The organism is Flavobacterium buctense (assembly GCF_014486695.1).
Lineage (GTDB): Bacteria > Bacteroidota > Bacteroidia > Flavobacteriales > Flavobacteriaceae > Flavobacterium > Flavobacterium buctense.
The window spans coordinates 43,782-56,405 of the sequence record NZ_JACTAB010000002.1; the positions used below are offsets into that span (position 1 = coordinate 43,782).

General features: G+C 38.0%; 12 protein-coding genes. 1 reads left to right on the top strand and 11 read right to left on the bottom strand.

Going from position 1 to position 12,624, the window contains the following annotated elements; genetic code table 11:
• Positions 1–55: 55 nt before the first annotated feature.
• The 6 genes from ICG50_RS04190 to ICG50_RS04215 form a co-directional block, all read right to left on the bottom strand.
• Positions 56–772 (bottom strand): pirin family protein, encoded by a 717-nt coding sequence (locus tag ICG50_RS04190; protein ID WP_187659667.1) that lies wholly within the window; start codon positions 770–772, stop codon positions 56–58.
• A gap of 131 nt (positions 773–903) precedes the next feature.
• Positions 904–1,479, bottom strand: a complete 576-nt coding sequence (locus tag ICG50_RS04195; RefSeq protein WP_187659668.1) for a Crp/Fnr family transcriptional regulator — start codon at positions 1,477–1,479, stop codon at positions 904–906.
• Between the two features lie 9 nt (positions 1,480–1,488).
• Positions 1,489–1,818 carry a DUF6370 family protein gene (locus tag ICG50_RS04200; protein ID WP_187659669.1) on the bottom strand — a complete coding sequence of 110 codons (330 nt, stop codon included), beginning with the start codon at positions 1,816–1,818 and terminating at the stop codon, positions 1,489–1,491.
• 3 nt (positions 1,819–1,821) lie between these two features.
• A complete protein-coding gene (gene purT, locus ICG50_RS04205; protein WP_187659670.1) occupies positions 1,822–2,988 on the bottom strand; it encodes a formate-dependent phosphoribosylglycinamide formyltransferase in 1,167 nt (388 codons plus the stop codon).
• A gap of 232 nt (positions 2,989–3,220) precedes the next feature.
• Positions 3,221–4,405: a pyridoxal phosphate-dependent aminotransferase gene (locus ICG50_RS04210; protein WP_187659671.1), complete on the bottom strand. Its 1,185-nt coding sequence runs from the start codon at positions 4,403–4,405 to the stop codon at positions 3,221–3,223.
• A gap of 57 nt (positions 4,406–4,462) precedes the next feature.
• Complete coding sequence (locus tag ICG50_RS04215; protein ID WP_187659672.1) at positions 4,463–5,557, bottom strand: fatty acid desaturase family protein; 1,095 nt, start codon at positions 5,555–5,557, stop codon at positions 4,463–4,465.
• 109 nt (positions 5,558–5,666) lie between these two features.
• Between ICG50_RS04215 and rsmG the strand changes: the two genes are divergently transcribed.
• Positions 5,667–6,296, top strand: a complete 630-nt coding sequence (gene rsmG, locus ICG50_RS04220; protein ID WP_187659673.1) for a 16S rRNA (guanine(527)-N(7))-methyltransferase RsmG — start codon at positions 5,667–5,669, stop codon at positions 6,294–6,296.
• Here the strand turns inward: rsmG and ICG50_RS04225 are convergent.
• The 5 genes from ICG50_RS04225 to ICG50_RS04245 form a co-directional block, all read right to left on the bottom strand.
• Positions 6,293–6,700: a hypothetical protein gene (locus tag ICG50_RS04225; protein WP_187659674.1), complete on the bottom strand. Its 408-nt coding sequence runs from the start codon at positions 6,698–6,700 to the stop codon at positions 6,293–6,295. The two genes, rsmG and ICG50_RS04225, sit on opposite strands and share 4 nt — an antisense overlap.
• Before the next feature lie 4 nt (positions 6,701–6,704).
• On the bottom strand, positions 6,705–8,999 hold the full coding sequence (locus ICG50_RS04230; RefSeq protein WP_187659675.1) for a T9SS type A sorting domain-containing protein: 2,295 nt from the start codon (positions 8,997–8,999) through the stop codon (positions 6,705–6,707).
• A 114-nt stretch (positions 9,000–9,113) separates the two neighbouring features.
• Positions 9,114–10,742: an L-glutamate gamma-semialdehyde dehydrogenase gene (pruA, locus tag ICG50_RS04235; protein WP_187659676.1), complete on the bottom strand. Its 1,629-nt coding sequence runs from the start codon at positions 10,740–10,742 to the stop codon at positions 9,114–9,116.
• Between the two features lie 122 nt (positions 10,743–10,864).
• Positions 10,865–11,251, bottom strand: a complete 387-nt coding sequence (apaG, locus tag ICG50_RS04240) for a Co2+/Mg2+ efflux protein ApaG (protein ID WP_176305912.1) — start codon at positions 11,249–11,251, stop codon at positions 10,865–10,867.
• A 73-nt stretch (positions 11,252–11,324) separates the two neighbouring features.
• Entirely contained in the window at positions 11,325–12,578 is a 1,254-nt protein-coding gene (locus ICG50_RS04245) for a type IX secretion system plug protein (protein WP_187659677.1), read from the bottom strand.
• Between the last annotated feature and the right edge of the window lie 46 nt (positions 12,579–12,624).

A 12,624-nucleotide genomic window follows, 5' to 3' on the forward strand; every position in this document is an offset into this window, starting at 1 on the left:
TCACATCAAATTAGTATCATTATGTGATTTCACCCGTTGGTCGAAATGACAAGGATTACTGAATCATTGGAACTTCCATTAATAATACTTCAGCATCAGCTGTGGCTTCGAAGGTTACTTTTTCGAAATCTGTGATGCCTAATCCATCGCGTTCTCCTAAATCTTGTCCGTCTACTTTTACGCTTCCTTTGATTACGAATACGTAAAGTCCGTTGCCTTCTTTTTTGCGGTTGTAATCTAAAGTAATTCCTTGGTCTAAATTACCCATGTGAAACCAAGCGTCTTGGTGAATCCAAACGCCAGCATCGTCTGCATTTGGCGAAAGAATTTGTTGTAATTTATTGTGACGATCAGTCGTGTCTAATGTAATTTGTTGGTAACGAGGTTCTACGTTTCTGTATTTTGGGAACACCCAAATTTGCAATAAATTGGTTCTTTTATCGTGATTCGGATTGAATTCTGAATGTTGAATTCCGGTTCCGGCGCTCATGACTTGAACGTCTCCAAATTTGATTACTTCAGTATTGCCCATACTGTCTTTGTGTGCCAAATCGCCTTCCAAAGGAATAGTGATGATTTCCATATTGTCATGCGGATGTGTTCCGAAACCCATGCCACCGGCAACGATGTCGTCATTTAATACTCTCAAAACCCCAAACTGAATTCTTTCAGGATTATAATAGCTGGCAAAACTAAAAGTGTGGTGCGCATTTAACCAACCGTGATCGGCATGTCCGCGAGTGTGTGCTTTGTGTAATAAAGTATTTCTCATGATGTATAAATTTACTGATAATTATGATACAAATTTACAATCATGAAGTGTGTAGAGCACTTAATGTAGATTAAGAAAGAAGTGTTCAGTGTTCAGTTGGCATTGTTCAGCGCTGAAAGATTTGAAAACAACTATTTTCTTAACAATCGACTTTTCATTTTGCTAAAGAATTCCGGCGTAACGCCAATAAAGGAAGCGATTTGTTTTTGAGGTACTTTTTGAATAAGTGTTGGGTATTTTTTGCAGAATTTGTCAAAACGTTCTTCGGCTGATAAGCTCAAATTGTCCATCAATCTTTCTTGGTAAGCCACCAAGGAGTTTTCGACTATGATTCTGAAAAAACGTTCCAGTTTTGGGATTAAGTGGTAGAGTTCTTCTTGGTTTTCTTTGGAGAGTAGAACCACTTCGGCATCTTCTAAAACTTCTATAAAAAGATTGCCCGGTTTTTGCGAAAGCAAACTGTACATATCGCCAATCCACCAACCTTCGCAGGCAAAACTCAATACGTGTTCCACAATATTATCATTGATGGTGAAGCTTCTCAGTAAGCCAGAATTGACAAAATAGGAATCTTTGCAAACTTCACCCGCACTTAGAATGACGGTTTTGGCTTTGTAGTGTTTGGTTTCAATTTTAGACAAAAAAAGCAACTCTTCCTCGGGAGAAAGAGTTACTATTTTTGAAATATTCTCTAGGATTTGAGCCAAGAGGTAGTTTTATTTGTTTGGAAGTAATTTGAATGAAGTTACGACAAATTTATTGTCTTTCAATTCTCCTATCACTTCTGCTTTTCTTACTGCTGAACAAAAACCGTCAGCCGCATGAGCATCACCGTGGTCATTTAATGTTGTTCCTTCCACAAAATAAGGTTTATCATCAACCACAGCGGCCAAATCACATCCTTTTTTGTCTTTCATTCCAAACATACATTGCCCACAAGCAACTGCTACAACTTTTGGTTCGGTTACTGCTACTGCTTTCTTCTCTTGAGCATTCATACTGGTTACACCCAACATAAAAGCAAGAATTAAAAATACTTTTTTCATTTTTTACAGGTTTATGGTTATTAATTTCGCCGCTTCTTTGGCTTTTTCTGTTATAATTTCGATGTTGGTTTCTAATGAATCATAAGTCAAAACAACACCCATTCTGCGATAAGGTCTAGAAGTTGGCTTTCCAAAGATACGAAAATCTGTTTTAGGTAGTGATGCTACGGTAGAAATTCCTGAGTAGGTTGGATTTGCAGAATTTCCAGTAGCCAATATTACTGCGCTGGCACCGGTTTTTTCCAAAGTAATTTCGAAAATGGGCAAGCTTAATATCGCACGCAAATGCAATTCGAATTCGTTAAAATTTTGCGTTCCGGCTAAAGTAACCATGCCCGTATCGTGTGGTCTTGGCGATAATTCTGAGAAATATACGCCTTCATCCGTCAAGAAAAATTCTACACCAAATAATCCTGCGCCACCGAGTGATTCGGTTACTTTTCGCGCCATTTCTTGGGCTTCGGTTATGTCTTTATCGGAAACAATAGCTGGTTGCCAACTTTCTTGATAATCGCCACGTTCTTGTCGGTGACCAATGGGTGCGCAGAACAACGTTGGATTGCCATTTTGCGTTACGGTCAGCAAAGTGATTTCCGAATTGAAATTGACGAAGGCTTCTACAATCACTTCCACGATATCACCACGCGAACCTTCTTCAGCGTATTGCCAAGCTTTTAAGATATCGGCTTCGGTTTTAATGGTTGATTGTCCTTTGCCGGAAGAACTCATTAATGGTTTTACTACGCAAGGCATTCCAACTTCTGCTACCGCTTTTTGTAATTCAGCAGCGGAAGTGGCATAGCGATAATTGGCGGTTCTTAGGCCTAAATCTTTGGAGGCTAAATCGCGAATCGCTTTTCGGTTCATGGTAAAATTGGCCGCTTTCGCCGAAGGCACAACAGTAATGCCTTGTTTTTCGTATTCGTAAAAACGTTCGGTGCGAATGGCTTCAATTTCGGGAACGATAAAATCGGGTTGGTGTTTGGCTACGATGCGGTCGAGTTCGGCGCCATCGAGCATGTTGATGACTTCGAATCCGTGAGCGACTTGCATCGCCGGCGCATTTTCATAACTGTCAACAGCGATTACGTTTTGTCCGATTCTTTGTGCGGCGATTACAAATTCTTTTCCTAATTCGCCTGAACCAAGTAAGAGTATTTTTTTATTCATGTTTAGACTTCTTAGATTGTTAGATTTTTAGACTTCTTAGATTTTAAAAGACTAGAACTTTTTCTAAAGTGTCTAACATTCTAAAATGTCTAAGCTGTCTGTTTTGCGTTAGGGATTGCAGTGGAAATCCTTTAGTTTTTAAACTAAAGATTGCAACGGAAAGCCCGACCTGAAAGGGAACGCCCAAATTATTTATTAAAAAGCCCCAAGTTTCCTTGAGGCATAATATAGATTAAGCTAGTGCTTCTTTGATTCTTTTGAATGCTTCGGTTAACAATTCTTCGCTGGTGGCGTAAGACAAACGGATGCAGTTAGGATTCCCGAAAGCGTCTCCGGTTACGGTCGCAACATTGGCTTCAGACAATAAATACATGGAGAAATCATCAGCATTGGCGATTAATTTTCCGCGTAACGTTTTCCCGAAATAAGCCGAAACATCGGGGAACAAATAGAAAGCACCTTCAGGCACGTTGATTTTGAATCCTGGAATTTCTTTAGCTAATTCTACTACCAAGTTTCTGCGGTTTTTGAACGCACTTACCATTTCATTCAAAACACTTGGATCAGCATCAACGGCAGTAATTGTGGCTCTTTGTGCAATGGAATTAGCACCCGAAGTAACTTGGCCCTGCATTTTGGTACAAGCTTTGGCAATAAATTCCGGAGCACCAATGTAACCGATTCTCCAACCGGTCATCGCGAAAGCTTTGGCCACACCATTCACAGTGATGGTTCTGTCGAATAAGCCCGGAATAGTTCCGATGCTGCAGAAAGTTCCGGAGAAATTGATGTGTTCGTAGATTTCGTCAGAAACGATATAAATGTTAGGGTGTTTTTCTAATACTTTACCGATGGCTTCGAGTTCTTCGCGGTTGTAAACGGAACCACTTGGGTTACAAGGTGAACTGAACCACATCATTTTGGTTTTAGGAGTGATGGCTTTTTCCAGCTCTGCTGCGGTCATTTTGAAATCGCTTTCCACCGAAGTCGGCACTTCTACAGGAACACCGCCTGATAATTTGATGATTTCGTAATAAGAAACCCAGTATGGAGCCGGAAGAATTACTTCGTCGCCGTCATTTAACATGACTTGGGCAACGTTGTATAAAGATTGTTTTGCGCCGGTAGAAACGACAATGTTAGCCGGTTTGTAATCAAGGTTGTTGTCTCTTTTGAATTTTCTGCAAATGGCATCTTTCAATTCGGCATAACCGTCAACCGGAGTGTATGTACTGTAGTTTTCGTCGATGGCTTTTTTGGCCGCTTCTTTGATAAAGTCGGGTGTATTGAAATCGGGTTCGCCTAAACTTAAACTGATAATGTCTTTTCCTTGGGCTTTTAATTCTCTGGCCAAAGCCGCCATGGCCAATGTTTGTGAGGTGGATAAGTTGTTAATTCTGTCCGATAAAATGCTCATTGTGTTGTTGTTATGAGGTTAAATAAAGAGACGCCAATAAAGGCGTCCCGTTTTATGTTATGCTAATTGGGGTTGTCTTCCCAATTCCCTTAAGTGCTTGAAATGCGAAGCGATAGCCGCTCGGGTAGTTTTGAATTCGTAATAAGGCAGTTCACATTCTTTAGCCGTTTGTTTTACGATTTCTGCAATTTTGTCGTAATGAACGTGACTAATGTTTGGGAACAAATGGTGTTCTACTTGGTGATTTAAGCCACCGGTATAATAGTTTACCAACCAGTTTTTCGGCGCGAAGTTGGCAGTGGTAAACAATTGGTGAATGGCCCAAGTGTTTTCAATTTCACCATTAGCATCCGGAATTGGATTTTCTGTTTCTTCTACTACGTGAGCTAATTGAAATACAACACTCAAGATAACTCCGGCTGTGTAATGCATTACTAAAAATCCTAAAACTACTTTCCACCATGAAACACCTAAAACCATTGGAATTACTAACCAAATAGAGAAATAAATGACTTTGGTAATGATTAAAGTGGTCCAACGAATGACCGGTTTTTTAAACTCGCCATAGGATAAGTTTCTTTTTAAATAACGTTTCATTTGAAGGAAATCGGTCGTGATGGCCCAATTGAAAGTTAATAAGCCGTATAAAAATACAGAATAATAATGTTGGAATTTGTGGAATTTATACCATTTAGCCTCTTTGGTGAAACGCATGATTCTTCCGGCTTCTAAGTCTTCGTCATGTCCTAAAATGTTAGTGTAAGTATGGTGTAAAACATTGTGTTGTACTTGCCAGTTGTAAACATTTCCAGCCAAGATATAAATACTGCCGCCCATGATTTTATTGACCCATGATTTATTGGAATAAGCACCGTGATTTCCATCGTGCATTACGTTCATTCCAACGCCTGCCATTCCAACGCCGATTACTACATTAAGCAAAAGGTAAGCCCAAATAGGCATTTGCATGGCTAATAAAATAAAGTAAGGAGTTAGGAAAATGGAGAACATTACAATGGTTTTTAGGTGTAATTTCCAGTTTCCGGTTCTATCAAGGTTGTTTTCTTTGAAGTAATTGTTTACTCTTGAGTTTAAGGTTCTGAAGAATTTTAAACTATCGGTTTTAGAGAAAATGGGTGTTGTGGTATTCATTTATAGAAATAATAAAATTTTGCCAAAGGTAATTATTATAATTTTTTTGAAGCTGATAAACATCATTTTTTATCAACTAAAAACGTTAATTTTGTTCAAAATTCAATTTATGGAAGAAATTATCAAACAATTTCCTAAACTTACTGAAAATCAACTCTTACAGTTTCGAAAATTGGAGGAATTGTACCAAGATTGGAATGCAAAAATCAATGTGATTTCCCGAAAAGATATAGATGAATTATACACCAAACACGTTTTGCATTCATTGGCGATTGCCAAAATTCAACCGTTTGAACCGGGAACGTATATTTTAGACGTTGGAACCGGTGGTGGATTTCCCGGAATTCCATTAGCGATATTGTTCCCGGAAACACGTTTTTACCTGATTGATGTGATTGCCAAAAAAATAAAAGTAGTGCAAGCGGTTGCCGAAGGTTTAGGGCTGAAAAATATCAAAGCCGAACAAATGCGCGCAGAGAATGTCAAAGGCGATTATGATTTTATCGTCAGTCGTGCCGTGACTAATATGCCCGATTTTGTGTCATGGATAAAAGACAAAATTAAGAAACAAAACAAACACGAGTTGAAAAACGGAATTCTCTATTTAAAAGGCGGCGACTTAACCGAAGAACTAAAGAATTTTCCAAATGCCACTGAATATAATATAGCCGAATTCTTCTCGAACGAATTTTTTGAAACTAAGAAGGTAGTGCATTTGGCTTTAAAGTTTAAGTCTTAGTTAATTCTGATAAATTTTACCTGGCAGGCTTCTATACAGGGATAATTTAAAATCAAGTTTTCGCCATTCATTTGATAATAGATTTGAAAATCTTGATTCGCATTGCAAGTTTGAGATTGGATGTATTGTTCCTCTGCAAAATAGGGCGAAATATAGCTTCCGGTATTTGTTCCGCTTAGCGTACACAACATATAGTTGGTGCCGACGGTTCCATCGGGAAAAAATTCCAAAAAATATTCTCCAGAGACCGGAACATAAGTTCCGCTGCCATCACCCGGATCAATTAAAGTTTCAATCATTTTCCATTTTCCAAGGAATTCATTGGTTTCCGATTTGCGGCTGTTGTCTTCTGAACACGACAACAGCATACTAATCGTTACTAAAACAAAAAAAAACTTTTTCATGATTTTATTCTTTTACAATTTTCTTGTTTACACTTCCGTTTTCATTACCAATGGTGATTAGATAAACACCTTTGCTCAAGTTCACCGGAATTTCAAGTGAACCGCTGATGGTTTGATTTCGTGTGGTGTAAATCGTTTTTCCTAACATATCGGTAACCGAAATAGTTGCATTGTCAATAGCATAAGAAGTGTTGATTTCAATCATATTGGACACTGGATTTTTAATCCAAAGTGTTTCAAATGCCGGATTTGTTGTAGTTAAAACACCGTTTATAATTTCATTCAAAGCAAAAGTCACATTGTTTTCGTTTAAAGTAACGTGATTTTCATTTACAGTTGGAATAGAAGAAGCTACAAAAGGGGTTACAGAAGATCCGTTTACCGGTGAATATAGATTATTAGTATTTGAAATTGCCATGGAACTCCATGTTGGGATGAAAGTAAAATAATCGGCATTTAAATTGGTGAAAAACTCTGTCAATAATGGGTCAGTTCCTAAGTCGGCTTCAAAACCACTCATGTCAAATCTTCCGCCCGGAGCGGTGTCTAAACCATCTGTGCTTGTTGGTGCTTTTGAATTGGCCAAACTTTCAAAACCGGTAACCCAAACCACCACTACAAATTGCTGTCCTCTAAAACGACTTACTTGATTGGTTTGATTAGCCGCTGGTGTAAAACGCAAGTTGATGATAGCGCGTTGTGTTGCCGTCACATTAAAAGTATGATTCATTACTTCAAAATTGGGACTATAATTCATAGTGCCATTGCTTGCGCCGTTTGAGATAGAAACGTTTCTGACAGTAGTTGGAAAGCCCATTGCATTCAATTCGTTTTGAAATGCGTTCCTGAAATTTGGGGCGCCGGTTGGCAACAAACTTGTGGCATCAGTATTGAATTCGAAAGTGCTGCCGGTTTGTAAATGTCCTTCCATATGGTCTATCAGCATTTGTCTGGCGGCCGGACTTTTGATTAAACCGTCAACCACCGGCTGTACAGCAACATTGCCTAATGGACCGTAAGCCATATAATTGAATAAATGTTGGAAACCAATTGGTACATTGGCACCTTGATGGGGGGAATCAAAAGAGATGTACAAACGTGTATCGTGGTTTAGTGCATTCATTTCCATATAACGCAATGCATATCGCGAAATCAATCCGCCCATGCTAGGCCCAATAATAACATTTTTTTGATTGCCAATTTTCTGGGCATTAATTTGATTGATTATTTCTACTAAAACAAAAGCGTTTCTTTGGATGAAATCAACGCCGCCATCAACCACGGTTGTTGAGTTAGGTCTAGTGTAGGTCGGAAAATTCACTAAGATAATATCAAACCCTTGTGTTCTTAAATAATCGGCTAAATTTTGTCCGACACCATAAGTCAAGCCGGCATAAAATGTAGGAATCGTATTGGAATCGCCTGGGTCAAAACCATCAACTATGAACACCGGTTTGTCTAAAATTCCGTCAACGGTATCAGGAAAAATTTCGTATTCCCCTTGACCTAAATAAGGTGCCGCTTCCCCAAAACCTTGGTAAGGAATCGTTGCAGTGATAGTAGTGATGGCATTTGGCTGGTAATTGTTTGAATTTCTGTTGGCAACACTGCTATTTTGAATATCAATATGGATTGTAAACGATTGCAAGAGTACTTCTCCATTGGTAAACTGAATTTTGCAGTTTACAGGTTGTTTTCCATTAGTGCTGAAATTAATTTCGAATGGTGTATTAATTGAAATGGTTTTCCAGCTTTCTTCGCCATTGGTTTGAAACGCAATATTTTGAATGATTCTCGAAGTAGTATTGAAAATAAATTCGTCTTTTAAAATAAAACTTACTTGATTGCTTTTTGCTTTTAAAAGTAAAGGTGAAATTAAATTAACGGAGTGTTTTTGAAATGCATTTTGGACATTAGGCTTTAGCTGAAATTGATTATTAGCGTTCAAAAACAAATCGCCATTATCAGTTGCGGCCGGATTTATCGTCTCAAAATCAGCCACCAAAATACTCAACGGCACTAGGTTTTGTACTTTCCCCAAACTGGCTTCCTCACGAAGTTTTTCTAATTTAGGTAAGCGTTGCAGAAAATCGGCACGTTGTATTTCGTGATATACTTGCAAGAAATAATTAGACGTTATGTCAGCTTTTCTTTTTTCTGAAGCATTAGAAATTCCAAAAACACGATCGTAAAGAATTTTGGTTTCTGTTTTATCTCTTAACAAATCATAAGCATTGTCTTGTGCAAAAGCAGAAATGGAAAAAAATACTGATAATAAAAGCGTAATTTTTATTTTCATAATGTGTTGGTTATTAGTTTTTGACATCCGAAGATACAAAAAAATCATTTTCACAGACATAAAAAAAGCCCAAGTAAAAACTTGAGCCTTTTAATAAATCATTGCGCAATAAAATTATTCTCCCAAAAACGGGTAACGATAATCTTCCGGTGTAACAAAGGTTTCTTTGATGGTTCTTGGTGAAACCCAACGCAATAAATTTTGCATTGAGCCCGCTTTGTCATTCGTGCCTGAAGCTCTCGCTCCACCAAATGGTTGCATTCCGACAACAGCTCCGGTGGGTTTATCATTAATATAAAAGTTTCCGGCGCTGTTTTGTAAGGCCAAAGTGGCTTCCTCAATAGCATAACGGTCTTGACTAAAGATGGCTCCGGTTAAAGCATATTCTGATGTCTCGTCAACCAATTTTAATGTTTCAGCCCATTTGGCATCATCATATATATAAATAGTCATCACCGGTCCGAAAAGTTCCGTTTCCATGGTGGCGTATTTTGGATTGGTGGTTACAATTACTGTAGGCTCAATAAAGTACCCTTTTGATTTGTCATAGTTGCCGCCAACGATAATTTCGGCATCGCTGTCTTTTTTAGCTTGGTCAATAAAACTCGCTAGTTTGTCAAAAGAACCTTCGTGAATCACGGCAGTGATGAAGTTGCTAAAATCCTCAGGAGAACCCATTTTCATCGATTTTACGTCGGTGATTAATTGCTCTTTTACAGCCGGCCACAAACTTTGCGGAATATAACCTCTTGAAGCGGCAGAACATTTTTGTCCTTGGAATTCAAAGGCACCACGAGTGATTCCGGTTACAACTTGTTTTACATTAGCACTTGGATGCGCTAAAACGAAGTCTTTTCCACCGGTTTCTCCAACGATTCTTGGGTATGTTTTATAAGTATGGATGTTGGTTCCGATTTTTTTCCAGATTTCTTTGAAGACAAAAGTGGAACCGGTATAGTGAACACCGGCAAAATCAGGACTGGCCAAAACGGTATCGGTAATCATCACCGGATCACCAAAAACGACGTTGATTACGCCATCAGGAACACCGGCTTCTTTAAAAATATCTATAATTACTTTGGCCGAAAAAACTTGGCTGTCACTAGGTTTCCATATCACAGTGTTGCCCATTAAGGCTGCACTCGCAGGAAGATTAGCAGCAATAGCAGTAAAGTTAAAAGGAGTAATAGCGTATACAAAACCTTCCAACGGACGGTACTCTACACGATTCCAAACGTCCGAGATGGATTTGGGTTGGTCGTTGTAAATTTGAGTCATAAACTCCACATTATATCTTAAGAAGTCAATTAACTCACAAGAAGCATCAATTTCGGCTTGAAAAATAGTTTTTGATTGCGCAATCATGGTTGCAGCGTTAATTTTCGCTCTGTAAGGACCTGCAATTAACTCGGCAGCTTTCAAAAAGATTGCTGCACGTTGTTCCCAAGCCATATTAGCCCATTTTTTTCTGGCTTCTAAAGCTGAGGCAATCGCTTTTTCTACATGCACTTTTTCAGCTAAATGGTATTTGCCCACGACATGTTGGTGGTCGTGTGGTGCTGTCATATTTCGAGTATTTCCTGTTCGAATTTCTTCGCTACCTATGTAGTTCGGAACCTCAATAGTTTCGTTCCACATTTTCTTGTAAGCCGCTAAAACAGCTGCTTTTTCTGGTGAATTCGGTGCGTATGATTTTACGGGTTCATTGACCGCTTTTGGGACATGAAAAAAACCTTTAAGCATAGTAATGTTGTTTTGAAAATTAGACAATTTGAAAATGAAACAACCCAAATGTTATGGATTATTAAATTTTACACAAAAGTACAAAGGAAAATTTGAATTTTTGACAAGAAGTCATTTCAAAATTAATTCAGTGCAAATGGGGCACTCAATTTGAAGGTTGGTACTATAACTTTAAAAGTTTTAGTCGTGGTAAAATTAATCATATTGAAGTAACCACTCATCGCTCCGAAAGGGGAAGACAATAGACAGCCTGAATTGTAAGTGTGCTTTTCCCCGGGTTTTAAAACCGGTTTTTTGCCAATTACGCCTTCGCCGTCAACGATTTCTTTATCATTAAGTGAATCTAGGATTTCCCAATGACGCGTATTTAATTGTACCGAATCTTTGCTGTGGTTTTCAATGGTGATTTCATAACTAAAGGCAAAATGAATCTTGTAGTTTTTGAAGTAAGTGCCTTCAAAACTAGTCAAGACCGAAATCTTTATTCCTCGTGTTATTTGTGAAACCATGTAGTATTCATTCTATTACGCTGTCAAATTTACAAAAAATACAAATTGATGCGTGAATTCATTGTTAAATTTTCTAGTTAGTTATATCGATTGAGTTGGCTATTCCTTTACCGATGATTCTGTCGTATCTTTGGTTGTTTTCTCGGTAATAAACCAACGCAAAATAGTTGTTTTCAGTTTGGATAAAGTTACCGTCTAAAGCATTTTCTTCATCAACAACCCCTTTGCTGTCAGCAATAACGTATTGGTAATTGGTAAACCCTTGCTTAATCATTATGGCTTTTTCATAAATTCCTTTTTCAGCATTGTATTCCATTTTATTTTCTTCACTGATGGCAAAATTGTTGAACATGCCATTTACATAAATAGGTTTTTTACCGTAATAACTTGGCGCGGATAGGCTAAAAAATACCCAAGCATAGTCGGCTTCAATCTCACTGTTTTGTGCTCCAATATTTTTCACAATGAAATTACCATTGATGTCTGGATAGTATGTATAAGGCATGTTGGCTCTTGCTTCTGCGCGATAGAGGTAGGCATTGTAAATTCCGCCTTTGGAATCAATTTTGGCAATACTGTTGTTGGCTGCTCGAATGTCTTTGTTTTCAAAAAACAAATATTCATTTCCGGCCCAAAATTGGGTTTCTGAATCGTATTTGTAAATCAAATCATTACCAATAGTGTATTGTGGGACAATATTGGTAATGGCATTGTCGAATTTGCCGTTTTGCATCAAAAGTACTTTGACATTTTTCAAAGGACTTTGGAAATTAATAGTAGCCGATTTTATTGCGAAATCTAAATTGTGTTTTTGATTGGTTACCGATAAGGTTCGTGGTCTTCTGACTTGCATCGGAACGCTTACCAATTCTTCGTAGAGAATGAATTTTTTAGAAAAGACAACTTCTTTATCATCGTTTAAAATTTTGATGATATAGTTGCCACTAACTCTAAACTGGGTGAATCTGTTTGGAAATGATAGTCGGTAATGAGAATAAAGCTGAAGTGTTGTCAAAGAATTGGTATAATCTTGAATTCTCTGGTCGTCAAAACCATTAATATATTCAGCTTTGGCCAATTGTGATGGTTTCCAGTCATAGTCACAATGGGTTAGGGTGTAAAAATAGTTGGCTTCATTACCGTATAAATCGTCAAACATAAATTGAAAACTATCCCCTAATCGGAACATAGGAATTGCATTTTGTCCGTTTTGAACAAAACTAACGGTTTTGATGTTATAAGGTGGTGCAATTTCTTTTTCGACTTGAGCGAGGGTTGCTGTAATTGTGAAAAGAAAACCGAATAAAAAGAGGCTGTTTTTTGGCATATTGTTATAAATCAGTTTGGTAAAGATACTAATTTTATCAAGCGAG